Source organism: bacterium (assembly GCA_035419245.1).
In the GTDB taxonomy this organism is placed as follows: Bacteria; Zhuqueibacterota; Zhuqueibacteria; order Residuimicrobiales; family Residuimicrobiaceae; genus JAKPUX01.
The window spans coordinates 171,152-196,761 of record DAOLSP010000004.1; the positions used below are offsets into that span (position 1 = coordinate 171,152).

The 25,610-nt window shown below is 58.7% G+C and carries 20 protein-coding genes; 7 read left to right on the plus strand and 13 right to left on the minus strand.

Translation table 11 applies throughout. From position 1 onward, the window contains the following. The first annotated feature begins 38 nt into the window (after nucleotides 1-38). The gene (locus PLH32_08265; protein HQJ64591.1) at nucleotides 39-2,027 is read left to right on the plus strand and encodes an oligopeptide transporter, OPT family; all 1,989 of its coding nucleotides are present in this window, start codon (nucleotides 39-41) and stop codon (nucleotides 2,025-2,027) included. A gap of 117 nt (nucleotides 2,028-2,144) precedes the next feature. Here PLH32_08265 and PLH32_08270 read toward each other — a convergent pair whose 3' ends face one another. From PLH32_08270 to cutA, 4 genes are all read right to left on the minus strand, one after another. Continuing rightward, a complete protein-coding gene (locus PLH32_08270) occupies nucleotides 2,145-2,576 on the minus strand; it encodes a HEAT repeat domain-containing protein (protein HQJ64592.1) in 432 nt (143 codons plus the stop codon). Between the two features lie 240 nt (nucleotides 2,577-2,816). Further along, on the minus strand, nucleotides 2,817-4,313 hold the full coding sequence (locus PLH32_08275; GenBank protein ID HQJ64593.1) for a sigma-54 dependent transcriptional regulator: 1,497 nt from the start codon (nucleotides 4,311-4,313) through the stop codon (nucleotides 2,817-2,819). Between the two features lie 39 nt (nucleotides 4,314-4,352). Continuing rightward, complete coding sequence (locus PLH32_08280) at nucleotides 4,353-5,459, minus strand: aminotransferase class I/II-fold pyridoxal phosphate-dependent enzyme (GenBank protein HQJ64594.1); 1,107 nt, start codon at nucleotides 5,457-5,459, stop codon at nucleotides 4,353-4,355. Between the two features lie 8 nt (nucleotides 5,460-5,467). Beyond that, a complete protein-coding gene (gene cutA, locus PLH32_08285; protein ID HQJ64595.1) occupies nucleotides 5,468-5,803 on the minus strand; it encodes a divalent-cation tolerance protein CutA in 336 nt (111 codons plus the stop codon). A 185-nt stretch (nucleotides 5,804-5,988) separates the two neighbouring features. On the opposite strand from cutA, the gene PLH32_08290 reads away from it, so the two are divergent. After that, entirely contained in the window at nucleotides 5,989-7,032 is a 1,044-nt protein-coding gene (locus PLH32_08290; protein HQJ64596.1) for a hypothetical protein, read from the plus strand. Nucleotides 7,033-7,045: 13 nt separating this feature from the next. Here the strand turns inward: PLH32_08290 and PLH32_08295 are convergent, their stop codons facing one another. Further along, nucleotides 7,046-8,026 (minus strand): NAD-dependent epimerase/dehydratase family protein, encoded by a 981-nt coding sequence (locus PLH32_08295; protein HQJ64597.1) that lies wholly within the window; start codon nucleotides 8,024-8,026, stop codon nucleotides 7,046-7,048. Between the two features lie 364 nt (nucleotides 8,027-8,390). Between PLH32_08295 and PLH32_08300 the strand changes: the two genes are divergently transcribed. Continuing rightward, on the plus strand, nucleotides 8,391-9,584 hold the full coding sequence (locus tag PLH32_08300) for a pyridoxal phosphate-dependent aminotransferase family protein (GenBank protein HQJ64598.1): 1,194 nt from the start codon (nucleotides 8,391-8,393) through the stop codon (nucleotides 9,582-9,584). 109 nt (nucleotides 9,585-9,693) lie between these two features. On the opposite strand, the gene PLH32_08305 is transcribed toward PLH32_08300, so the two are convergent. The 6 genes from PLH32_08305 to PLH32_08330 form a co-directional block, all read right to left on the minus strand. Then, entirely contained in the window at nucleotides 9,694-10,029 is a 336-nt protein-coding gene (locus tag PLH32_08305) for a hypothetical protein (protein ID HQJ64599.1), read from the minus strand. Nucleotides 10,030-10,032: 3 nt separating this feature from the next. Then, nucleotides 10,033-10,494 (minus strand): PTS sugar transporter subunit IIA, encoded by a 462-nt coding sequence (locus tag PLH32_08310; protein HQJ64600.1) that lies wholly within the window; start codon nucleotides 10,492-10,494, stop codon nucleotides 10,033-10,035. Nucleotides 10,495-10,559: 65 nt separating this feature from the next. Continuing rightward, nucleotides 10,560-10,838 carry a hypothetical protein gene (locus PLH32_08315; protein HQJ64601.1) on the minus strand — a complete coding sequence of 93 codons (279 nt, stop codon included), beginning with the start codon at nucleotides 10,836-10,838 and terminating at the stop codon, nucleotides 10,560-10,562. 2 nt (nucleotides 10,839-10,840) lie between these two features. Then, a complete protein-coding gene (locus PLH32_08320) occupies nucleotides 10,841-11,920 on the minus strand; it encodes a mannose-1-phosphate guanylyltransferase (GenBank protein HQJ64602.1) in 1,080 nt (359 codons plus the stop codon). A gap of 10 nt (nucleotides 11,921-11,930) precedes the next feature. Beyond that, the gene (gene trxA, locus PLH32_08325) at nucleotides 11,931-12,254 is read right to left on the minus strand and encodes a thioredoxin (GenBank protein ID HQJ64603.1); all 324 of its coding nucleotides are present in this window, start codon (nucleotides 12,252-12,254) and stop codon (nucleotides 11,931-11,933) included. A gap of 116 nt (nucleotides 12,255-12,370) precedes the next feature. Next, complete coding sequence (locus tag PLH32_08330; GenBank protein ID HQJ64604.1) at nucleotides 12,371-13,306, minus strand: GNAT family N-acetyltransferase; 936 nt, start codon at nucleotides 13,304-13,306, stop codon at nucleotides 12,371-12,373. 171 nt (nucleotides 13,307-13,477) lie between these two features. Here PLH32_08330 and PLH32_08335 point away from each other — a divergent pair, with 171 nt between their 5' ends. Then, complete coding sequence (locus PLH32_08335) at nucleotides 13,478-15,190, plus strand: NAD-dependent malic enzyme (GenBank protein ID HQJ64605.1); 1,713 nt, start codon at nucleotides 13,478-13,480, stop codon at nucleotides 15,188-15,190. Between the two features lie 118 nt (nucleotides 15,191-15,308). Here PLH32_08335 and PLH32_08340 read toward each other — a convergent pair whose 3' ends face one another. Both PLH32_08340 and PLH32_08345 read right to left on the minus strand, forming a co-directional pair. Continuing rightward, a complete protein-coding gene (locus PLH32_08340; protein HQJ64606.1) occupies nucleotides 15,309-20,117 on the minus strand; it encodes a VWA domain-containing protein in 4,809 nt (1,602 codons plus the stop codon). A 434-nt stretch (nucleotides 20,118-20,551) separates the two neighbouring features. Beyond that, on the minus strand, nucleotides 20,552-21,040 hold the full coding sequence (locus PLH32_08345) for a hypothetical protein (protein ID HQJ64607.1): 489 nt from the start codon (nucleotides 21,038-21,040) through the stop codon (nucleotides 20,552-20,554). A gap of 312 nt (nucleotides 21,041-21,352) precedes the next feature. Here PLH32_08345 and PLH32_08350 point away from each other — a divergent pair, with 312 nt between their 5' ends. From PLH32_08350 to PLH32_08360, 3 genes are all read left to right on the plus strand, one after another. Then, nucleotides 21,353-22,354: a hypothetical protein gene (locus PLH32_08350; GenBank protein HQJ64608.1), complete on the plus strand. Its 1,002-nt coding sequence runs from the start codon at nucleotides 21,353-21,355 to the stop codon at nucleotides 22,352-22,354. 265 nt (nucleotides 22,355-22,619) lie between these two features. Next, complete coding sequence (locus tag PLH32_08355) at nucleotides 22,620-23,234, plus strand: hypothetical protein (GenBank protein ID HQJ64609.1); 615 nt, start codon at nucleotides 22,620-22,622, stop codon at nucleotides 23,232-23,234. A 19-nt stretch (nucleotides 23,235-23,253) separates the two neighbouring features. Further along, nucleotides 23,254-25,548, plus strand: coding sequence for a hypothetical protein (locus PLH32_08360; GenBank protein ID HQJ64610.1), 2,295 nt, complete (start codon nucleotides 23,254-23,256; stop codon nucleotides 25,546-25,548). Nucleotides 25,549-25,610 lie beyond the last annotated feature (62 nt).

Here is a 25,610-nt window from a genome sequence, read left to right on the forward strand (position 1 = left end):
CGCCATGTATCGAACCTCTCACCCAATCAGGAGGAGTGATGGAATCCGAAAAAACATCCCTGCCGGAAAATGCCTACCGCCCCCTGCGTGAAGGGGAAACCTATCAGCCGGTCGTCCCGGTGGACAAGCCCCTGCGCGAGGTCACGCCCTATTCACTCATCTGGGGCCTTTTTTATGCGGCGCTTTTTTCCATGGCGGCGGCCTATCTCGGCCTCAAGATCGGTCAGGTTTTCGAGGCCGCCATTCCCATTGCCATCCTCGCCGTGGGAGGATCGGTCTTTCTCGGCCGCAAGAACGCCATGTCGGAGAATGTCATCATCCAGTCGATCGGCGCCGCCTCGGGCGTGGTCGTCGCTGGAGCGATTTTCACCATACCGGCCATCTATATCCTCAATTTGGATGCCAAATTCTACCAGATCTTCCTCTCCTCGCTCTTCGGCGGTTTTCTCGGCATCCTCTTCCTGATTCCCTTCCGCAAGTACTTTGTCCAGGAAATGCACGGCCAGTTCCCCTTTCCCGAAGCGACTGCGACAACCGAGGTGCTCGTCGCGGGTGAGGCCGGAGGGGACCAGGCCCGGATTCTGCTGAAAGCGATGGCCATCGGCGGGCTCTACGATTTCATCATCGGGACATTCCACTGGTGGAGTGAGGTTTTTGAAAGCCGGGCCGTACCCTTTCTGGCCGGCATCGCCGACAAGTGGAAGATAGTTTTCCGCCTCAATGTCGGCGCCGCGGTCACCGGCCTCGGCTATATCGTCGGTTTGAAATACGCCGCCATCATCACCGCCGGGAGTTTCGTTTCCTGGTTCCTGCTGGTGCCGCTGGTCCACTATTTCGGCTCGGGATTAACCGCGACGCTGGGCAGCACGGCGAGCCTGCTCATCAAGGATATGAGCGCCGAGCAGATCTTTTTCACCTATGTGCGCCATATCGGCATCGGCGGCATCGCCTGCGCGGGCATTATCGGTATCCTGAAATCCTCCAAAATCATAGGCGGGGCAATGCAGCTGGCCTGGGTTGAGATCACCGGCAAACATGGTGGCGAGGCGAAAAAAGTCAACCGCATGGAAAAGGATCTCTCGATGAGCATCATCGTCGCCGCCATCGCCCTGACCGCTCTGCTGATCCTGATCTTCTTCCAGTTTGGTGTGGTGCACAGCTGGCTGCAGGCGGTGGTCGGACTGCTGATCGTGCTGATCATCTCCTTCCTTTTCACCACGGTGGCGGCGCGTGCCATCGCCATCGTCGGTACCAATCCGGTCTCCGGCATGACCTTGATGACTCTGATCCTCTCCTCCTTCATCCTGGTCAAGATCGGCATGACCGGCACGACCGGGATGGTCTCGGCCCTGATCATCGGCGGCGTGGTCTGCACCGCGCTCTCGATGGCAGGCGGTTTTATCACCGATCTCAAGATCGGCTATTGGCTGGGCACCACCCCCGTCAATCAGGAAAAATTCAAATTCCTCGGTACCCTGGTTTCCGCCGCGGCGGTTGGATTCGTCATCATGATCCTCAACAAGACCTATGGATTCGTCGGACCCGACGCCCTGGTTGCGCCGCAGGCCAATGCCATGGCCGCGGTGATCAAGCCACTGATGTCCAACATGCCGGCACCCTGGCTCCTCTATGCGGTCGGTGCCATCTTCGCCCTGGTGCTGCAGATGATCGGGATCCCGCCGCTCGCATTCGCTCTGGGCATGTACATTCCGCTGGAGCTTAATACCCCGCTGCTGATCGGCGGCCTTATCGCCCACCTGGTCTCGACCGGTTCCAGGGAGGAAAGCCTCAATACCCGCCGTCGCGAGAAGGGTACCCTGATCGCCTCGGGTTTTATTGCCGGCGGTGCCATCATGGGCGTGGTCTCGGCCTTTTTGAAGTATCTGGGATTCGACAAGGTTGATTTTGTCACCCCGCTGATAACCTTGGAGTGGGCCGACAGCCATGGCGGCCAACTCCTGGCCCTCGCCCTATTCGCACTGCTCTGTCTCTATTTCATCCGTGATGCCAAAAAGGTGCGGGTTTGAGCGCACACCTTACCCCGCCTGTTAGTTGAATAAAAAAAGGCTGTCTTGTGTAAAGGCAGCCTTTTTTGTCCCATCGCAGAAGGACTCCGGCCCGGATTCCGGAGCGTGTGAACAGGATCAACTCGAAGCCAGACTCTTCTCCCGCTCCATTTGATCGGCGATCGCATTCAGGACCGTGCGCACGGTTTTATTTTGATCTTTCTGTGCCTGCTCACGGATTTCGACGATGACCCGGTACTCCTTGGCTTTCGCCAGGGCGTTGGCGGCAATCATCCGCACACCCGCCACCTTATCGGACTTCATCAATTCCACCAGGGCATTGGCCGCATCCTTGCAGCACATCTCGCCGAGCAGACGGGCCATGGCCGCCCGGACCTCGGGATTTTCATTCTTCAGCTGTGGCAGAATCTTCGCCGCAACCACAGCGTGCGGTACCATCTCTTGCGCCGTAGCCGCCGTCTGCTCAGCGGCGAGCGCCAGCGATCCGCCCGTGACCAGGGCGACGATCATAACGGTTACCATCACCTGGAAAACTGGATTACGTTTCATGGCGCGCCTCCCTTCATTACTCCTAATAGACCCGCAAAAGGATCTTGACTGCGGTTTTCAACACTGCTTTTGCAAAGTCCATGCCAAAGGATGGCACAGCAGCAACGATCCATAACCTTGTTTTTATGGTCTCCTCATCGAGCTAGCAAAGGGCCTGGCGCACGGATCTCTGGTACAAATCCCCCGCCTGGCACCTTTCGTACCAGAGCATGCAGGAGCACCAGCGGCGCGCCGGCACAATCACTGCAGATGATAACGCGCGATTTTTTCACGCAGGGTCTTACGAGCAATGCCAAGGATGCGGGCGGTGGCGCTTTTGTTCCATCGAGTCTCCGCGAGGACGGACTGAATATACGCCTTTTCGAGAGCATCCAGGCTCTGGGGGGAAGTGAGATGCGGCGAGGACATAGCGTGAGGCAACGCTGGCAACGTCGCCAGGGCGGAGGAGCCGTTGCCGAGGATGATCATACGTTCGACGATGTTGATGAGCTCCCGCACGTTGCCGGGAAAGGGCCACGCTTGAAGCCAGGCGCTAATAGCTGGATGCAGACGCTGATGTGCCTTGCCATACTTGCGGGCGAAATAGCGCGCATAGTATTCCGCCAGCAGGGGGATGTCTTCGGCATGATCCCGCAAGGGCGGGAGGTCGATCTGCACCACATTGATGCGGTAATAGAGATCACTGCGAAAGCGCTCCGCGTTCATGCTGCTCTGGAGTTCCTTGTTGGTGGCCGAAATCAGGCGAATCCGGCTGCGCAGGTTCTGCTGACCGCCGACGCGCTGGTAGATCCCGTCCTGGAGAAAACGCAAAAGCTTGGCCTGGATGGTCAAATCCAGATCGCCGATTTCGTCGAGGAAGAGCGTGGATTGATCCGCGAACTCGAACTTGCCCTTTTTCAGCGCGACCGCCCCGGTGAAGGCCCCGCGCTCATGGCCGAACAATTCGCTCTCGGCCAGCGGCTCCGGCAGGGCGGCACAGTTGACGATCACCATCTCCCGGCCGGCATGACGGCTTTGCTGGTGGATGGCGCGCGCCACCAGCTCCTTCCCGGTGCCGCTCTCCCCCCGGATCAAGACCGAAGCCTCGGTGGGTGCGACTTGGGCGATCTTTTCGCGCAGGGCGACGATGGACTCCGACTCCCCCAGCAGCTGGAACGCGCTCTCCGGCCGCGGGTGAGCGCTCCAGATGCCGGGAAACCTTCGCGAAAATCCTGCTGCGCCGAGGGGAGAGCGACCGTGCGCGCCGCTGCCCAGCAGCGCGACCAGAACGCGCAGGGCGTCGATATCCGCAGGGGTATAATCGGTGCCGGACTCTTTTTTACCGAGGGTCAGGATGCAGAGGGTGTTCGAGGTCAGGTAAAAGGGGATGCGCAGCTCGCAGGGTGGCCGGCCACCGTCCGGCGGCGGTTCGTACAGCACGTAAAAGGCCTCATCCGGGCCTTCCGCCCGGGTCAGGAGCTGCGCGCCCTCTCCGAGACTGGTGGCCAGATCCCTGCTCCGCTCGAGCCGCGGAGCGGCCCGGAGGCCGCGCGCCGGGCCGCGCTGCTCTTGGAGGAGCAGGTTGAGGCCGGGCAGTTCGAAGGCGGCAAAGGAGAGCGACGGGCAAGAGAGGAGCTTCGTAGCGCCGGTCAGCGCCGCCGCAGCTATTCCGGCCAGGTCTTCCGCAGCGCAAATCCGCTCAACAGCCTCCGCCAGGACCGCGAGCATCGCGCCATGTGTAGAATCCGAGCACTCCATATCCCCCTATACTGCCGGGCTTCGAGAATTGTTTCATTTTCAGGCCAGACCCAGCAATATTTCCATGCCGCGTATCAGCACCTCGTCCGCCACCGCAAAGGAGATGCGGAAATGGGTGTCCCGATGCGAAAAATCCTTGCCGGGGATGATCAGCACGCCGGCCTCCCGGGCGCGCTGGAAAAAGGCCGAGGCGTTCCCCTCCGGAGCCTGCGGAAAAATGTAAAAACTTCCCGCCGGCTTGAGCACGGCATAGCTCTGCACCAGCATTTCATAGCAGAGGTCGCGCTTGCGCTGATAATTGCCGCGCTGTTCGCTATAATCGACCTCAAAGGCGCGCAGGGCGGTATACTGCGCGACCGAGTTGGTGCTGGCATAGGCGTACTGCTGCAGCATCGCCATCTTGTCGATCACCTCCGTGGGCCCGGAGACATAACCCAGCCGCCACCCGGTCATGGCTGCGCTTTTTGAAAAACTGTTGATGACAATGGCCTCACCGGTGAGATGGCCTAGGCTGGTGTAGTGCCCTTCATAGATGAACGGCGTATAGACCTCGTCGGAGATGATGTAAAAGCCGTGCTGGTCGGCGAGTGCGACGATCTTTTCCAGCTCCGCCCGGCTGTAGATCATGCCGGTGGGGTTGTTCGGACTGTTGAGAATCAAGGCTCGTGTGCGAGTGGTGATCAGCGGCTCAATGGCCGCCGCCCGGATCTGAAAGTCGGGATAGGTATCGACAGCGACGGGTTTGCCGCCCGACATGTAGACAAGGTTGCGGTAGGCGACAAAGTAGGGATCGGGCACGATCACCTCATCGCCCTGATCGACGAGCGCCTGAACACTCAGGAGCAGCGCTCCGGTGGCGCCGGCCGTGATGATGAGGTCGCCGAAACGGATGCCATCGGCGGCAAGCTGATCGGCCACGATCTGGCGCAACTGGGGAATGCCGCGCGTCGGGGTGTAGCGGTTGTAGCCGGCAAGGATCGCCTTGATCCCCTCCTCCTTGAGGAACATCGGCATGTCAAAGTCGGGTTCACCGATCGAGAGGTTGATATATTCGGGATGCTGGCTGGCGATCTCGAAGACTTTGCGGATTCCCGAGGGCTCGAGATTGGCCACCCGCGTGGCGAGCGGGTGTTTGGATCGGCTCATGCGCGCTCCTAGATATCAAATTCGGTAAACCGGGTCTCCTCTTCCAACCACTCGAGGTACTCCTTTGCGCCGTCCACAACCGGCAGGGCGAGGATCTCCGGCACCTCGTAGCTGTGGTGGGTCTGAATCCACTCCACAAGATCCTTGAAGACTCGCTTGCGGCATTTCACCAGCAGGATGGCTTCATCGGCCTGATCGATCTTGCCCCGCCAGTGGAACAGGGAATGCACCCCGGGGATAATGTTGGCGCAGGCGATCAGCCGCACCTTGAGCAGCTTGTCAGCCAGCGCCGCGGCCTCCTCGCGGGAGGCACAGGTGGTCATGACCAGGAGGAAAGATTCCATGGGACTCCGCTAAAACTGTTTGATTAATGGTTTCTATGCTGTACATTATAGGGTTGGCGGCTATGCCGGAACTTTCATTCCGGGCAGGCGTATTATCAAGGCCCGAACACCCCGGAAAATCCCTGTGGAATGCTGCCGCATCTGTGATCTCTTGGAAGCAAGCGATTGGTTATGGTTCACCCTCTATGAATTCACACACACTCCGGCTGGCCGTGCTTCTCTCCGCCCTGTTTCACTTCGGCCTGGGCCTTTTTTTTTATTACTGGCATTTCAAAACCGCTCCGCCGGCAGCTGAAGAGACCGCGGATGTGGCCTTCTTTGAACTGCCGATTCCTAGGATGCCCGAGCCTGCCCTGCCCCGGGTGACCGCTGGAGATGGTGCCGTGCACATCAAACGCCGCGAACGCCAGCAGCAAACCCCGGCCCAGGCTCCCGAAATCGTCCTGCCCGAAACGGCCGTACCTGCCACCGAGACCATCGTCTGGCCCGCCGAACTGGACAGCCTGCTCGCCATAGCCGACAGCGTAGCGGGTGCACCCCAGGTCGCCAGCTATTCGGTCCCCTACTTTTTTCCGGTTCCCATTCCGCTGGCCCCCTATCGCGAAGAGCGCAAGCCCAGGCGGCCGGCGCCTTTTCCCATGGAACGGCTCACCTGGAATCCCGGTGCCTATACCGACCGCGCCGCCGAGGAGCAGCGACGCCGCAGCGGTGTGAACCAGGGGCCGGTCGACCTCGGCGCACTGGCTGCCAAAGGGGTGCAGGCTCTCCAAAAGGCATTGAACAAGGACAAGGTTCGGCCGCCGCGAATCCGCAAGATGCCGAGCCGCGAAGAGATGGCCGCGCTCTGCGCCGTCTGGAAAATGGAGAAGCCGACCGAGCACGATATCTACAAGGATCTGGATCCCCTGCTGCAACTCACCGCTGAGGATCTGCATCGGGTGCTCAGCGGTCTGGTCGATCAGGGTCTGCTGGACCAGGAGATCATTTCGCCGCGTAACGAATTCACCTTGATGACGCCGCTCGGAAGCAAGGGGGTCGAGATGAGCCGTCTCAATGTCCTCAACCGCGTCTATCGCTACCACAGCCGCATCGATCAGGATCACATGATGCGTTACCTGCAGGCCGCCCACTATTATGTCAGCACCACCGCCCGCCCCGACAGCGCCGCCCTCTGCGCAGAGATCCGAGGCCACATCCGCCAACTCATCGAAAACGGGGCGCAACATTGACGGCCCGCTCCGGTTACAGCCATCCCTCTTTCTGATACCAGGCTGCCGTCGCCGCAATCCCGGCCTCGAGTCCGACCTGCGGCCGGAAACCCAGTTCGTCGCGAGCACGAAGGTTGCTGCAAACCCAGCTGTGCTGCCGCATCTCCGCCACCTTGTCCCAATTGAGCAGGGCCGGTTTGCCCGTCAGTCTGCTGCCGAGCACGCTGAAGAAGGCAACCGGCGACATCACACCGAGGGGCACATGCAGGACCAGGGGTTTTTTATGCAAGGCCCGGGCGATGACCGCGCCAAAGGTACGCCAGTCGCAAGGCTCATCACTGCTGAGAAAATAGACCCGGCCGCGCGCTTGCGCCGTCTCACCCGCGAGCAGGATCCCATCGATCAGATCGTCGACATGGACCAGGCTGATCCTCTGGCTGCCATCTCCCGGGAGCAGCAGCACGCCGCGGGCCACCGCCTTGAAGTAGACAAAGATATCGCGTTCACGTGGGCCATATACGGAGGGGGGGCGCACGATCGTGGCAAAACGCTCCCGGGCATACTCGAGCACCGCCGCCTCGGCGCGCAGCTTGGCCTTGCCATAGAGCGAGATCGGCTGTGGTGGATCGCTCTCTGTCACTGCGCCGGAAACCCCGCTCGGTCCGGCCGCCGCCTGGCTGGAACCGTAGATGAAACGCGCATCCGGTCGGCCGGCTGCACGGCAAGCCTCAAGCAGATGGCAGGTCGCCGCGTAATTCCCCCGGAGATAGCCCGCCTCATCGCGCGCCTTGGTCACACCGGCCAGATGATAGACCCGGTCTACTTCCGCCACGCATCGATCGAGATCCGCAGCATCGTTCAAATCCCCCTCGACATACTCCACCGGCAACCCCTGCAGCCAGGTCCGGTCGCTGGTGCGGCGCACCAGGCAGCGCACCTGGTGCCCCATGGCGACCAGCTTTTGCACCAGGGTGCTGCCAATGAATCCGTTGCTTCCGGTGACGAGAACCTTCATTTTTCCGTTTCTCCATTAGAATAGAAAAGTTAATGCATTTTATCGCGAATTCCAAGAAAAAGCGCAGGAGCGCATGTCTACTCCACAGCAATGTTTCACCCAGCTGAAAACGAAATGAGGGGAGCACGAGGCGTGGGCTGGGAGCGATATCCCGGGGTATCCACTGACAGTTTAATCTTGACATTCTTCCCAGCAATGGCTATATTTTAACAAATCAGCATAATACCCATGACTTGGCGGTTATCTGCTGACCGCTGCAGACCAGCATCCTTCCTGATATAATCATTTACACCGTCCATATTTATTATTAATCCGACCGGGACCGGGTCATAACCATTTTCGCCAAATTACGGAGGCACACGAATTGGCAGACTTGTTTGACAAATGCAAATCGGCGACCGTATCTGCCCGCGCCCGCGAGGCCATGGAACAGGGATGGTATCCCTATTTTAAAGCCATCGATTCCGGCGCCGACACCGAAGTCATGATCAAGGGCCACCGCTTGATCATGATCGGCTCCAACAACTATCTCGGGCTCACCCAAGATCCGCGGGTTAAAAAGGCCGCCATGAACGCCATCGAGCAATTCGGGTCAGGCTGCACGGGCTCGCGCTTTCTCAACGGCACCCTGGCGCTCCATGAAGAGCTGGAAAGCCGTCTGGCCGATTTCATGAAAAAAGAAGCGGTCTTGATCTTTTCGACGGGATTCACCACCAATCAGGGGGTCATCTCCGCACTCGTCGGGCGCCGCGATCTGGTGGTGGGAGACAGCGAAAACCACGCCAGCATCGTCGACGGCACCCGCCTCTCCTTCGGCCGTGCCTTGAAGTACCGCCATCAGGATATGGCCGATCTCGACCGCGTTCTCAGCAACAACAAGAAGGACCATGGGGTCCTGATCGTTAGCGATGGGGTCTTCAGCATGGGCGGGGACATTGTCAAGCTGCCCGAGATGGTCAAGGTCGCCAGGAAGCACGGTGCCCGCATCATGATCGATGATGCCCATTCCCTCGGTGTACTCGGCGCCCATGGCCGCGGCACGGCGGAACACTTCGGCCTGGAGCACGAAGTGGATCTGGTCATGGGAACCTTCAGCAAATCCTTCGCCTCCATCGGCGGTTTCATCGCCGGCCCAGAAGAGGTCGTCCATTTTATCAAGCATACCGCCCGCGCCCTCATCTTCCAGGCCAGTCCCCCGCCGGCGGCCGTCGCCACCGTGATTGCCGCCCTCGACATCCTGATCAAGGAGCCCGAACGCCGCGAGCGCCTCTGGAGGAATGTCAAAAAAATGCGCGAAGGTTATCATCAGCTCGGCTTCAACACCGGCGTCAGTGAGACACCCGTCATTCCGCTGCTCATCGGCGATGATGAGAAGACCTTCAATTTCTGGAAGGCTCTGTATGAGGCCGGCATTTTCTCCAATCCAGTGATCAGCCCGGCTGTTCCGCCCGGCCACTCGCTGATCCGCACCAGCTACATGGCCACGCACACCGATGAAGAGCTCGACAAGGTCCTGGAGATCTGCGGCAAGATGGGGAAAAAGCTGGGGATCATCTGAGCGCTGCGGCAGTCGTGGAAGGGGATACAATACAAAGGCCACTTTTTCAGTGGCCTTTTTTGTATCGCCTGTCCCAGCGGCTTCGCGTGTGGTGAAGCGATGCAGGGGGTCAATCGAGCCAGTAGAGCATCCGGCCGCAGTTTTCGCAGGTGAAGATCTGCTCATCCTCGCGCCCCTTGACCCCGATCGAGGTGGGCTGGCGCAAAAAACAGCCAAGGCAGATGTCATTTTTGACCGGGACGATGGCCCGTTTCAGTTTGCCGCGCAAGCGCTCGTAGCGAGAAAGCAGCGGCTTACTGATATTGGCCGCGAGTTCTTCCCGTGCCTTTTTTAGCTCCATGTAGCCGGTGACGGAAAAACCCAGCTTTTCAACATCTCCGACCTCTTCGATCATCAGGTCGATATCCTGGAGCGAAACCAAAAGTTCCAAATCCTTTTTAATCATCCATCACTCTCCCGTGATTATCGACATGAAATCAGTAAAGCTGGCCACTTTCATCAACTTGTCGCGGTTGGCCTTTTCGTTGAGGATGGTCACCAGAGAGCCGAGGATGGGCAGGTAGACATTGCCCTCATCGTTGGGCGGCGCAATGACCATGAAGAAAAGATGGACCGGCTTGCCGTCGATGGCGTCAAAATCGATCCCCGGATCCGATTTGCCGAAGGCAATGAGGACATCCGCAGCGGCAGTGGTTCTGCCATGGGGGATGGCCACTCCCTTGCCGATGCCGGTGCTGCCCAGAGTTTCCCGCTGATGCAGCATTTCCAGGACGATGTCGCGGTTACGGATATACTTCTCCTGGACAAAAATATCGAGCAGCTCGGCGATCGCCGCCTCCTTGGTGCTCGATTTCAGCCCGGCCACGAAGAGGTTATCCTTGAAATACCTGGCCAACTCGGATCTGTGCATAAGCTTCCTCCTGCGAGGTTATGGATCTGAATCAAGAAGCGGCTGCAAGGCGGACAGAATGCCCGTCAGCTCTCGTTGCCGGCGGACTGTGTAGAGGCGACTTCCTCTTCGATCAGGGTGCGCAGCGCCGGAACAATATAAATGGATTCAAGGTTGCAGGTCCCCAGTTCGCGCGCCAATATGCTTATCTTGCGATAGAGCGGATCGGCCTTTTGCATCAGCAGGATCGTCTTGTCATCGATCCGGCATAATCCCCCGTTGAAATCCCCCTTTTCATAGCGTACTTCGACGTCGAGTGTTTTGGCCAGGGTTTCCAGAGCGAAGAGGGTCTCCTCCTCGCTCATATTTAAAGCACTCCGTGTTGGCCGCTGTGCTTTAATTTTTCCACGACCCATTTTACATCCTGCGATTGGTCCTTCCGGCAGATCAACAACGCATCCGGCGTATTCACGATGATCAGATCATCGACGCCAATCGCCGCAACCACCCGCCCGCCGGCGTCGATGTAACAGTTCCGGCAATTGCGGACGATCGGATCGCCGACCAGGACATTGCCCTCTGCATCATGGGGCGAGATCTTGTAGACCTCCTCCCAGCTGCCGACATCACTCCAGCCAAAATTCCCCTCCAGCACAATGACGTTGCTGGCATGTTCCATGATGCCGTAATCGATCGAGTCGCTGTGTATCTGTTTATAGACGCGCTCGGTCACTTCCGCTTCATCGGGCGTGCCGATGGCCTTGTCGATCTCCTTGAGCCCGGCGGAGAGATCCGGCATGAGGTCCTCCATGCAATGGAGAATATTCGCCGCCCGCCAGACAAAAATGCCGCTGTTCCAGAGAAATTCACCGCTGGAAATGAACTGCTGCGCCACCTCATAATCGGGCTTTTCTGCAAAAGCCCGGACGCGGAAGACCTTGCCTCCGGCGGCCTCCAGGGGCGCGCCGCGTTGGATATAGCCATAGCCCGTGGCCGGATAGGCCGGTTCGATGCCGATGGTTGCGAGCGCCTCCGGATTCGTACGGATGACCGCCACCGCCTCCTGCAACAGCCGGGCAAATTTTTCAGAATCCGAGATCAGATGGTCCGACGGCAGAACCATCATGATGGCCTGGGGATCATGACGAACCAGATGCAAGGCGGCAAGTCCGATGCAAGGGGCTGTGTTCTTGCCGAAAGGTTCAAGGATCAATTGGGAGGGGCGAAGCCATGGCAGTTGCGCCTTGAGCAGCGGAAACTGACCCTGTGTGGAGATGATGAAGATGTGCTCCGCCGGCAGGAGGACCTGAAGACGATGGCTGACGGTCTGGATCAGGGTCTCCCCGCCCAACAGGTTGAGGTATTGTTTTGGAAGGGACTTGCGACTCTTAGGCCAGAAGCGGGTGCCCACGCCACCGGCCATGATGAGTGCGTAGGTATTTTCCAAAAAGTCCATCCTAGAGATGCGGTTCGATCTTTCCCAACAGAGCCGATTTCGAAACCGCCCCAACAATCTGTTCCACTACCACGCCATTCTTGAAAAGCAGCAAGGTGGGAATGCTGCGGATGCCATAGCGCGTGGCCACCTGATGATTACGATCCACGTCGATCTTGCACGTCTTGAGTTTGCCCGCTTTTTCAATCGAGATTTCCTCGACGATCGGAGCGATCATCTTGCAGGGGCCGCACCAGACCGCCCAGAAATCAATAAGAACGGGGCTGTCCGATTCCAGAACCTCCTTGGCAAAGGTGGCATCCGTTACCTCAAGCGCATTGCCCATCATTCCTCCCAAAATATATTCCTGCCGGTTTTCTCGCCTGCGAAAATAAGAAGAATTGTCCATATTTGCAATAGAAAAGTACCTTGACAAGCATTGATAGCTTGTCAAAAAAAGAGCTAATCCCACTTGTTCAGATGCAGTATCTCCTCCGCACCCTTCTCGCCACCCAAGAGGTAGAAGCGGAGATGCGCGTGGGCGAGCCGCCAGCGGCGTCGTAACAGTCCGGTCAAGATCTCGGAATAATGGGTCGAGATCCGGACGATGAGATGACGACACTCGGCACTTTCCGCCACCGTTTGCAGAATTTCATCCAAAATGGCGGCGTCGCGCCGCGGACCGACCAGCCCCATGATCCGCCCTACATGGGCTGTCTCATGCACCGAGACCGGCGCCAGCTGCAGAGCGGCAAAAAAGAACGGCTGTCCCTCCGCGAGCACCAGATAACTGTCGCCAAACCGCGCCTCTTCGAGCCGGCGTGCGAGAGCCAAATAATCGGTATCGATCCCATGCGATTTCAGAAAAGCCGGCAGCTGTGCCGCGAACTGCGCGGGATGTTGCGAAAAGCTTTTCACCTCCCGGTCCGTCGCCCCAGGCCAGCCCGAGTCGACACTGCGCACCAGATCCACCTGCATCGGGCCGGGTGTGAATCCCAGGCGGCTGTAAAAGGCGATGTTACATAAACTGTCGGCATCGGTCTCGAGACCGATCAGACGGCATCCCGCGATGCGTAACGCCTCCTCTGCATGCCGCAGCAGTGAACGGCCGAATCCCTGATTCTGCCGCTCCGGCAGGACCGCCAGCGGGCCGATCCAGCCCACCGGCCCTGCGGCATGGCCGAATACCGCACCCAACACCTGCTCCCCTTCGACCGCCACCCAATTGCTTTCCGGCGTCTCCTGCAAATAATAACGTAAAAATTCCATCCGGCAAAGCGACAGCTCCGGCTGGCGCATGCCTTCCTGCTGCCGCGCCGCCGAAAACGCCCGCACCAGCAAGACATTGACCCCCGGCAAATCTCCGGGCTGCATCAGACGCAAACTCGTCACAGACATTTCACCCTCTTCATGGAATTCCACCCTCCAGTGTAAAATACAGAACGAGCATCAAAGCGGCAAGAAGAATATTGCAAATCCTGCAGGTTGCGCTTGACTGATTGCATCGGATTTGCTAACTTGAGATGATGAACATTCACGGGTTACGGAACCTTAGCGAAGGGAGTTGACATGCTGACATACGAGAAACGTACCGACCGGTTCAGCGGCGAAGAGTACATTGAAGTCCCTTTCAAAGGAGAACTCCTCACCGAGCATCCGATCTTCAACAAAGGGACCGCTTTCCCGGAAGACGAGCGCCAGAGCCTCAGCCTCTGCGGACTGCTGCCCGAGGCGATCTCCACTCTGGAGCTCCAGAAGCAAAAGACCTATGAGAACTTTTGCGCCAAGCCGGATGACCTGGAAAAATACATTTTTATGCTTTCCCTTCTCGACCGGAACGAGACGCTTTGCTACTCCCTCATCCTCGACCACCTCGAGGAGATGCTGCCGATCGTCTACACCCCGACTGTAGGCAAGGCCTGTCAGCAGTTCAGCCACCTATTCCGCCGCCGCCGCGGCCTCTATATCACCGCCAATAACATCCATCATATCGATCAGATTCTCAGCAACGCCCCCTTCTCCAACATTTCACTGATCGTCGTCACCGACGGCGAACGCATCCTCGGCCTGGGCGACCTCGGCAGCAACGGCATGGGCATACCCATCGGCAAGATCAGCCTCTATGTCGCCGCGGCCGGCCTCCACCCCGCTTACTGTCTGCCAATCCAGATCGATGTCGGCACCAACAACGAAAGCCTCCTCGCCGATCCCCTCTATATCGGCCTGCGCCAGAAACGCCTCAGCGGTGAAGCCTATGACGCGATCATCGAGCAGTTCGTTAATGGCGTCCGCCGCCACTTCCCGCACGCCCTGCTGCAGTGGGAGGATTTCGGCAAAGGCAACGCCTTCCGCATGCTCGAGCGATACAAGGAGCGCATCTGTTCCTTCAACGACGACATCCAGGGCACCGGTTCGGTAGCCACCGCTGTGCTCCTCTCGGCGATGAAGATCAAGAAACAGAAGCTGAGCGACCAGCGCTTCGTGATGTTCGGTCAGGGCCAGGCGGGTCTCGGTATCGCCCGCCAGATCTGCACCGGTCTGATGATGGAAGGGCTGAGCCGCGAAGAGGCGGCCAACCATATCTTCGGAATCGACAAGGACGGCCTGCTGCTCAAGGGGATGGAGATGAGCGAGGAGCAACAGATGTTCGCCAAGGATCCTGCTTTTGTGGCGAACTGGAGCGTCGCGGACCGCAGCCACATCACCCTGCTCGAGACCATCAAAAACGCCAAAGCCACTGTGCTCTTCGGCGTGACCGGGCAGAGTGGCGCCTTCAATGAGGAAATCCTCAAAGCAATGGCCGCTAATGATCCCCAGGCGATGATCATGCCACTCTCCAACCCTACCGCCAAAGCGGAGTGCACCCCCGAGCAGGCAGTCGCCGCTGCCGGACCGCACGTCCTGATTGCCACCGGCAGCCCCTTCAAGCCGGTCAACATCAACGGCCAGGACAAGGTGATCTCGCAGTGCAACAACCTCTACATCTTCCCCGGCGTTGGACTCGGCGCCCTGATCAGCGGCACCCCCAAGGTGACCAATGAGATGTTCATGGCCGCCTCCCAGGCTCTCAGCGACCTCGTCTCGGATGAGGAGTTGAAAGGTGGGCGGATGCTGCCGCGTATCGACAAGATCCGCTACGTTTCGGCACAGGTGGCCCTGGCCGTGGCCAAAGAGGCGCGCCGCAGTGGTCTTGGCATCCGCGCCGATGACGAGCACCTCCTGCAAATGGTTATGAACGCCATGTGGGAGCCTAAATACCTGCCCTACCGGCTGGCGGAATAAGCCCCCCCCCAAAAAAAAAGGCGGCCTGTTGATGAACAGGCCGCCCGCTTTTTTCTCCTTACAGCTCCGTTCCGGCAGCATGCCCCGATCCGGGAAGCAACCTGCCGGAATACTTGCCCTATTTAAGATAAATCAACTTGATGGATTGGGTGAAGCGCCCAGCTTGCATCCGGCAAATATAGAGGCCGGGCGATACCGCCTCCCCCGCATCATTATCGCCTTCCCAACGCGCCCGGTAGATGCCCGGGGCATGCAACGCATGCGCCAGCGAACGCACGCGCTGGCCTGCCGCATTAAAGATCACCAGGTCCACGACCGCCGGCGTGGCCACCTGAAAAGTGATCAGTGTCGCTGGATTAAAGGGATTGGGATAATTCTGCCACAGATCGAAGCGATCTGGCTGCTGCAGACTGCGATCGCCGGCGGCTGTGAAGGCCATATTGACACGGATCGTATCACTGTGGGTATCCAGGTAGATGGGATTGCCCTCCGCATCATTCGCCTTGACATGGATGACGCGAAAAATGAGCCGGGAATTGAAAGGCGTGTCCGGGCTGATCTTCAACCGGACATAGAGCACGCGCCCGCTGTCGGAAACACCCGTCTGTCCCGCCTTGCGTGTCATCCCGACGCTGACCTGGTGCAGGGTGGTATCGATCTGCGGTTCAATCGCTAGAATATCCTCTCCCAGGAAAGAACCCAGCTTTGCCCCGACAATCTCCACGTGCTCGGTGTCGTCCCATGTCAACTGGAAGGCCAGCCCAAAGAGATCCTGGACCTCTTCAACCTTAACCGCCATGTAGATCAGCTGTCCCGGTGCAGCCGCAGAATCGGCGAGCGGAAAGATCCGCGAAGAGACTGGAGGCGCAGGCTCCAAAGCCAGCGACGCCGCCAAAGCTGCCGCATGGGTTTTATGCCAGTTTATCCCGATACCCAGAACATCCCCCTGGTTGATGACACCGTCGCCATCGCAATCTGCATAGGTTGCTTTCTCGGGTGTCCAGGCCGCCGGACAAGGCTGCGCCTTCCAGCTCAGGTCGGGCGCACCAGGCCGGCTCTGTCCGGCTTTGCCAAAGTAAAGACCGATGGGCAAGATATCCGCTTCGTCCACATCGCCGTCATTGTCCGCATCTCCCGGCCATACAAGCAGCTGGTTGGCGACCAGCAGGGTCAGGCTTCGGCCGGCCAGTTGTATCGTGGCACCGTTGACATCGATCGCCCGGATGGAACTCAGGGTGAAATTCAGGGGGGTCATCTCGGGGGCAGTGCATGCGACCCTGAAGTGGATACGCAGCACGCTGCCGTACCCGCTCGCTCCCGCTGCCCCCGCTTTCCGCGAAACGCCAGCACTGATGCTTCCGGCACTCTCATCCACATTCTGGAACAGCACCACATCGCTGCCGAGAAAAGATCCCGGAACGATGGCGCTTCCGGTCGGCGTGACCACGTCGAGGTAGGTCGTGGGTGAAAAATTCAGAACGAAGCTGACGCCGAAGAGATTCCCCACCGGCGCGGTGCTGCTGCCGGCAACGATATCCATCCAGAAATCCATACAGGCGTTCAGGCTGGAAGCGGCCACAACCGGCCCGATCGGCTGACCGGTCACGCACGGCGCCTGATAGCTACGGCTTTTGCTGTCGGTGCTGCCCTGATAATTGACGCTGATTTCGACCGTGCGCGGATTGCAGTCAAAAGCGGGCGTGCTGGAGGTATGGGTGATGGCATATTGATTCTGCAATTGCATCGAGATCAGCTGATAGATTTCCAACAGATTGGCGGAGGTCGCTGTACTATAATAGCGGCCGCCCGTTTCGTTCGCGATGCGGCGCAACTCCTGTTCAGAAGCGGTATTGACCGCAAGTCCGATGGTGTACACGGGGAGACCGGCGGTGCGTGCGGCATCGATGCAGTGGGCGAGACTGGTATCCGCGCTGGCGTTTTCCTTGCCGTCACTGAGGACGACGATGGCCTTGCGCCCGCTCTGGGTATTGGTCTGGTTGACAGCTTCGCGGATGCCATCGTAAAGCGCTGTCGAATTACCGCTTGCCAGCGCATTGATCGCAGCATGCAGCAGGGTTTTATTGCTGGTGAAGGATTGATGCAGGGTTACAATGGACTCGAAGCTGATGACCGCGGCCTTGTCAGCGGCGCTGAGGTGATCCACAAAAAGGTTGGCTCCGGCTTTGGCATCATTGAGGGGCTGTCCGGCCATGCTCCCGGAACAGTCCAGAACCAATGCCACCGAGATCGGCACCGCTGTGCCACCCAGAGCAGTGACCGTGATGGGAGTTTGCAGGCTGCCATTCTCCTTGACCGTAAAATGGGCGGTGGTCAACCCGGCGATCGGCGTTCCAGCGTTATCGGTAACGCTGACATAAGAGGTAACCGTCGGAAAGGCCCCCGATTCGATCTGTTGGTAGGTCAAGGTCAACGCACTGACTACGGGCTTGAATAGAACAAAGTAGTTGGAGCGAGCGCCCACAGCCCCGCTGGCGAGATTGCCGCCCAGGGAGTAGGTGCCGGGAGTGAAATCGGCCGCATAGATATAGTAGGGCGAACCGAGTTCATCCGAGAGCCGGAACTCCCCGGCCTGGAGCGTGAAGCGGCTTGACAGCCATGCAGGCGGGGTCGTTCCACGGTGGTCGTAGGCCACATAAACCTTGCACGCGGTGCTGAGGCTGAAGGTCAGATAGCTGGAGAGCGTGTTGATCTTGTCCTCCCCGGGCAACTTGGCACCCAGCATACTCTCCATCTCTTCAGGCATCTGCAGCAGTATATACTCCCGGTCCGTTAAATATTCATCTCCCGGCTGAAATCGGTAAAGCACCGCTCCTGCCGGCGCCGCCAGCGACACCGGGGGTTCGGCCATGACCGTGAATTTTCTGGCTTCGGACCACTCGATCGCGCCGCTGCTCAGCCGCGCTCCCACCCTCCAGAAGTAGCTCTGGCCCCAGGCCAGACCGCTTACCAGGCAGCGATCACTGCCACTCACCTCCTGGCTGAAAACCGGAGCGGTAAAAAAGGAATCAGCGGCAACTTGCGCACGATAGGCGGTCGCGCTGGATTTGAGTGCCCAGTGCAGCCAGACGGAGGAGCCTGTGCCCACCTTGTTGGCGACCGGATCCAGCAGCAATGCGGGAAAATCGACCAGTACCAGATAGTTGGACCGGGTATAGCCGCCATCGACCCGCGGCCCGCCGAAAATCACCGTGCCAGCAGGGTATGCTTTCTTGTAGAGGACAAAATAGACCATGTCGGTATTGTCGGTCGTGAGTGTCAAGTCCGTTTTTTCAAAGCCGTTGCGCAGCCAGCCTGGCAAGGTATCGACGTGGCGTTGGTCCCAGGCGACATAAACCGTTGCAGCCTTTTCAAGTGTACAAGAAAGCAATACGGGATCGGTATTGAATTTGTCATTATTGAAGGTCTTGATCGTCACCAGCCCCCTCAGGAAGGTAGAAATCGCGGTGATCTTCATGCCGCGGTCGCAGTAGAACTGATCCCCTTTCTCCAGGTAGGTCATCACATAGTTGCCAGGCTCATTGATCACCAGGGGAGGACGAAGCATCGTGGTAAAGGAATGAGTCTCTGACCATTTCCCGCTTTTTGTACCATCCCGGGGCCGAACTCTCCAGTAATAGCTTTGGCCATAGGCCATTCCCGTAATCAAGATCGTCGTATCCGCTGTGGTTTTGCTCGCAAAGGGGGAGCTGAAATTGTTTTGCTCGTCTACTTCGATATCATAGCCGGTGGCTCCGATAAATTTCGCCCAGCAAAACCAGATCGCGTTGCCGATCTTGGTCTTGCCATTGACCGGATCCAGCAGGGTCATGTGGTCCGATCCCTGCCGTTTGGCGATGATCAGGACGGTGGGGATGTTGTTGTAGGAAAGGCTGATCCCGGTCACGCAAAACACCCAGGTCCCGGCTTCGGCATTGCTGATGCTTTTGATCAGAGGCGGACTCGAAGATTCCCAGGTATTCGTCAGGGTACCGTCCGGCCGGTAAACCGCCAGCCGGAGAGTGCCGCTCAGCCAATTCAGGACGATATCGAGGCTGTAAGCAGCGTCGGATGGGACTTCATACCGGACCGTAAGGCCCAAGCTTGCCGTGCCGATAATTTCTGCTGTAACGGTTGCTCCGGCAGGCAGATTGTTTTTCGCCTGCGTCAACAGGTCATCGGCGACCGGACGCAGCACCAGATAGCGGATGATCTGCTGGTCACTGGACTCCTGGGCATGATGATGAAAGGTGGTGTAAAATACCCCACCCGAACCGTAGCCGAAGGAGACCATAAGCGGTCCGGTGCGCGTGGCTTGGAGACCTGGCTCGGGATTCTGTGCCAGGCGGTCCTCGGGACCGTTGATACTCTTGGCCAAAGATGCACTGCTGGTGGAAAAGGTGCCGCTCAGATAGGTCTTGACCGAACTCGCCAGGCTGTTGATGACCACCCAGCCTCCCAGATCATAGGTGATGGGGATCTGACTGGCGCCCAGATAGGAGCGCAGACCGGCGTCCTCCACATTCGCGGTTATGGTTTGTGTGACGCCGATCTTGGGCGATGCCGGAAAGGTTATATAGCCGGGGAATGCCGCTGCAATGTACTCATAGGCCCAATCTGAGGCATAGAGATAACCACCACTGTTCACCCAATTCCGCAAACGGGACGCAGCTGCCGTGGCGTAGGAGGAATTCAAGCCGGAACAGTTAATAAAGATAACATCAAATTGCCCCAGATCAAACCCCGGATCGGCAAGATTGGCATTGGTGATATTAGAATAGGCAAAGTACGATCCCATCGCATCCAGTACACTCTGAATATTATCATAACCCCTTTCCGTCACCGCGATGCGCGGGGCCGTCTGGCTGAAGGCCTGGGAAAACAGCAGGACCAGTCCAAGCAGATAAAATAACGCCCTTCTCCCTTTCATAGCGTGCTCCTCCTCTTTTATGAAAGGTTTGCAGCAGGGGGATCAAAGCTGATGACGGATTATCTTCTCCGTCCCGGTGCAGACAACCCCGCTTTGCAGCATGCCACCAACAGGCGCATTACGGCGCTTGCGGCACCCTAGAATGGAAGGGAGAGTTTGTTCAGCAGGAAGGTCTAATATCCCCAGGGGCAGAGCGAATGTAAATAAATCCGACACAGCGGGTCGTATAGAGGTCTCCCCTCCCCTGACCTCAATGAATAATAATCAATTTTCGCATTCGAAGCAAGGGAAAACCATTACAAAAGTGAAATTCAGCGGAAGGCCGGCTCCCCGGCCACTCTCGCATTCACCCCGAGCTCTCTGCCAGCTCCACTATGTCGCACCAGGCGCAGCGCGCTCCACTGCACGCGGCTAGATAATTGCAATGGAGCCAGCTATTCCTTGCTTAGCATCCGCCGCATCGCCAGTCGATACCCGAAATAGAGCACCGCTACTATCGGGAAAAGCCACTTCGGGCTGAGCCAAAAAACGGCGATGATGCGCAGCTTCGCCAGGAGAAAGGCGGACACGAAAATCACCGTCACGAAGAGGGCCAGGCCGCTCAACCGGTCGAATCCAGGAACATTTTTAAAATCAATAAGTTGCCGGTAGAGATAGAGTGAAACAGCCATCCACAACGGCGGCAGAAAGGTAAAAAGGGGCAAGCTCATGAGATTGGTCTGGGCGAAGAAAAGCAGATAAGCGAGGATGACGCAGTAAAATATCCCGGGGATCATGGTCAGAAAGATCGGCAGGCTCATGAAACGATGCGCCAGGACCGGGCGATTGGCTTTCAACACCAGATAGCAGATCAGCAGGCTGACCAGGGTTATCGCAATCATCGCGAAGCCCAATAGCCGCCACTCCTGTGCCAGGCTCAACAACCAATCCTCCAACGTTAACGGATTTGCACCCATTTTCTACTCCTCTCTCATACCGGTGGTTCTTCAAGGCATCCCCTTAATAATATTGACATTTCACGGCAAAAAGTCAAGGGGATAGTGCCCGAGGCGGGCTGGGGCGGAGCGAGTACACGTAACAAGCAATAGCGATCCTATTTCAAAAAAGAATTTTGTTTTTTCGTTGAAACACTTATATTGTTCCATGCAGTATCCGCCTGGGGGCAGTGAAGCGGACCAAGTCGTTGTACAGCGTCGCTCGTGTATAAGGATGGGATGGGAGCCCAGGACGACAGAATGCGCGTGCTGATCAGTACGCTGCAACGCCTTTGCACCGGCACCGCCTCGCAGCGCGATGTGCATCTGTTTGTCCGTGCCGCCCAGTCCCTGAGCGCCGCCCATCTGCGGCTGCTGGAGCGCAAAGGCCGGCATCTGCGCCAGAGCAAGCGTGACCTGGAGTATGATCTGCTGGCCGCCGACTGCATCGCCGAGTTCTTCCAGCAAAGCGCGCCGCAGCAATTCCCCAAACTGACCGCCTATTTCACCCCCTATTTCTCGGCAGGTCGTCCCGACGAAGAGATATACAGCGCTCTCATCCGTCTGGTCATCCGCCTGACCCACCAGCAGGCCATCCGGTATTTCCGTCAGCGCGATCCTGAAGGAGCCCGAATCAGGCGCAACATCCTCCAGGCGGCAAAGAAGAATACCGATATGATCCTGAAACGTGATATCGCCGGCTGGTATATCCTTTCCAGCCTATCGCCCTCCGGGACGCTCTGTCAGCCGGACCGATCCCTCCTGATGGCGCTTCTCGAACAGTTGCTGCCTACGCACCGGCAGACCGGGCCACTCCTGAGCGCCCTGATATCCGAACTGGAGCTCCACTGCCGCCGGCCGGTCTGGGTCGGGGTGGCTGATATCGTCCATGCCATCCGTCAGCATCGACAGGCGGCAGGGCCTCTTCCCGAGGTGGTGCAGCCCGTGGAGGTGCCCGACCACGCCGCCTATGCCCGGCTCATCGACCAGACCCTGAAGCGTATCCGCCGGCAGGCCATCGAAAAGTATATCCGCAGCGGCAAGCTCACTCTGGCGGAAGGTCTGGCGCTCTATGAAGCCCTGGTCGCCCGCAGCCGTTCCCTGATGCAGGAGCAAGCGCCGGAGAGCGATCATGCCCTGATCCTGGCCCACTGGCCGCCGGCGATGCCGATGCCCCATCCGCGCCGGATCGATGCTATTTTCGATTATATGGTGCGGATTTTCCGGCGCATCATGTCGGAAAAAATCATCGATAATTTCTGAAAAACGGCCGAGCGGGCCTATATTAAGGATGCAGGCGTTCATAGACAAGGTTGAAAGCATGTCATGTTTTGCCCAAAAAAGACTAGAGAACATTATCTGGGGGAAAGCAGAGGTCTCTGAAAGAGAGCGGGGGCATCTCTTTCAATGCGACCGCTGCCGTGAGCGTTTTCTGGCGCTCACAACGCTCCATCACGCTTTACTTTCTCCTTTGTCCCTGATCACTCCTGTCTCCCCTTCCTACGCCGCAGCGCAACCGCGGGAGGCTATGGTATTACGGCCGCTGCCGCGAACATTGGGGAGTCATTCTGCAATACCTCGTCTGGCTGCCCAGGGGGAGCAGCCAGACGAACTTTATCACGTCTCCAGCTTTGCCAATGCGGAAACCGGCGTGGTTGGCCGCCTGCTTTTCAATCGTCAAACCCGCCATCTCACCCTCTACCTCATCGCCGAACCGGGGCAAAAGCTCCAGGGGCTCAAGGTAAATCTGGATGGTGATCGTCTCTGCGGATTTGCCAACCTCGAGGGCTGCATCGATTTCGGCGAACAGCCTGAACCACACTTCAGCAAAATCGAAATCATCAGCCCGCGCGGGGTATATGATCTCTCTCCAACAGTCCCACCCCCTGAGGGTGGCACACCACCTCAGGTCATGCATCTTCCCGGCCATCCTCTGGCTCAGATCGAATTACGCCTGGAGCACGCGCCGCAGGGCTCGCGCTATCTGGTCGCCTGCAAACCCGAAGCGGCGACGCAACCGGGAACCACTCTCGAAGTGGTCGGCGTGACCAATAAACGCATCCTCACGGCGAGAATGCAGGATGGCCTCGCGCTGCTGCAAACCGACGTTGGCGAAGAGATGGTTAAACTCCTGATCTATTGACATGACAGCCGGAAGCCCAGTGCCCTCCCTTATCGACCTCGAGAACGACTCCCTTCAGCTTGCCGGATATCTGCGCAGCGAAACCTCTCTCGAGGGCCGACGCGGCCGATTCTTCACCTTCTTTCGCCGCCTAGATGCGTGGCCCGATCCGCAGCTCCTGCGTTCCTATTATGTGCAGTTCAGCTCCTATCTTTTACCCCTGGTGCAGGAGCTGAATGATACCAGCCGGGATCCCGAAGAACTCGGCGCCTGGCTCGAGCTGATCGCACGCTTCAAGCAGCTGGCTCCCGAGCACCTCTCCGTGATCGAACAGTGCAGCCATCGCATCCGCATCGCCGCCATACTCCACGCCTGCTATGCTGCTGATTTCGCCCGGGCCGCCGCTCTGGCCGGGATAGAATGGAATCCGGAGAGCGCCCCCGCCTCATCGCGTCTGGAAACCGCCCGCACCCTCGCAGGCCGGGCCGCACCGCCGCTCCGCGAAGAATGGCTCAGCGCGCTGAATACATGGCCGGAAGCCCCCAGCTCCTTTTCGGCCAACCGGGCCCAGGTCTTGCTCATCGACAGCAGCACCCTCGTCGCAAGCGGTACCGATCCCCAGGGGGTGCTCCTGCCGCTGCATGCCGAGGCGCGCGAGCGACCCAGCGATGCGGAGGCCGATCAGAGCATGATCAACAACCGGGTGGGCACCCTGGGCCAGGAGGCCCTCCACTGGACCCTGCAGGATGCCCTGCTGGCGGCGCGCGCCCGCATGCCGGACGGGACGGCGCAGCGCTACTATACGGTCCACTATTCCTTGCAGGAAAAATCCGCCGAGGTCAGCGGCACCTCTCTGGGACTCGCCGCGGCGCTGCTCGCCTGGGTCGCCTGCCGCAACCGACACTACCGCGCGCCGATCGCGCGCATCGCCGCAGATGCGGCGGTGACCGGCGGCATCCGCCCCGACGGCAGCGTCACACCTGTCGACAGTCTCACCCTCGGCGCCAAACTCCGCGCCGCCTTCTTCTCGCCCGCTGAACGCCTCTTCCTGCCGGCGGCCAATCTGCCGGAGGCCTGGCCGCTGCTGGCGGCGCTCGAAGCGCGATATCCCCACCGCCATCTGCTGCTGCAGCCGCTGGAGACCCTGCAGCAGGCCCTGCAGGACCGCAACCTGATCGACGCGCAATCGCCGCGCGCACCGGCGCGCGTCCTGGCCGCCCTCTCCCGCGCCCGCAACAAGCCGCTCTTCGCCACCCTGGCGGCTGCTGCTGCACTCGTGCTACTCTTCGCCATCGTCCCGGCGCTGCAGTGGTGGCGCGACCGCGTGCCTGCGCGTGCAGAAATATCGGGGAATGAATTCATCGTGGAAAATCGCTCCGGCCAGAAACTGTGGTCGCATCATTTCAGCGTTCCGCTGACGCCGGCAAAATTTGAAAACAATGGTCTCGGATCCTTTCTCATCGACGATCTGGATGGCAATGGCAGACCGGAGGTCATCTTTGCTCTCAATGACTATTCCCGGCCAGAACTGCTCGGAACCTTATTCGGATTCGATGACCGGGGACACGAACTTTGGCCGCCGCTAAAATTAAGCGCAAAACTGAAAACTTGCAGCGGTCTGGAGTTCGAAGACTCCTATTACGCCGGGCCGGTCCACAGCGTCCAGATCCGGCCGGGAGAGCCCCGGATGATCCTCTGCTCGATCGGCTCCATCCAGGATTACACCGCTCGGCTGGTACTGGCCGATCACGCCGGCCGCATCTGCGGCTCCTACTGGAATTCCGGCCATATCACGGATTATGTGGCGTACGACATCAATGAAGACGGGCACAACGAGATCATTGCTAGCATGTACGGCAACGAGGATGGCCGGACGCGCCTGGCGGCCTTTGATCCGAACCAGATGTCGGGGGCCTCACCGCAGGCGGATCCATATTTTACCTTGGCGGATATCTCCCCGTCGCATCCTCTCAAGCTCTTCCGCTTTCCCGCTTCACCGTTCGTTGAGCCGAAAGCCTATCGAGATGCGCTGTGGCGCATCGATCTGGGCCTGGATCATTTTCGCATGCAACTGGCCAACCACGGGCTGCTGAAAACCTACGCAGGCGAGATTGGGGAGTATGGTATTTACAGCTATCGTTTTTCCCTGCACCTCGAGCCGGTCGCCCTCTTCGATTTGCCGGATTATTTCCTCTCCCGCTTCCACGATATCTTCGGGCGCGATTTCAGCCCCGCCGACCGCGCCCGGCTGGAGGTCATCGACGAATGGGACGGCCAGGCCTGGCAGCCCCGCCCGCTTGCGTACACCGGGTCGGCAATTCCCAATCCGCGCTGATGCCTCCCGCGCTTCAGCCGGTCGCGAACCACCATCCCGCGCTGACGCCTCCCGCGCCGCTC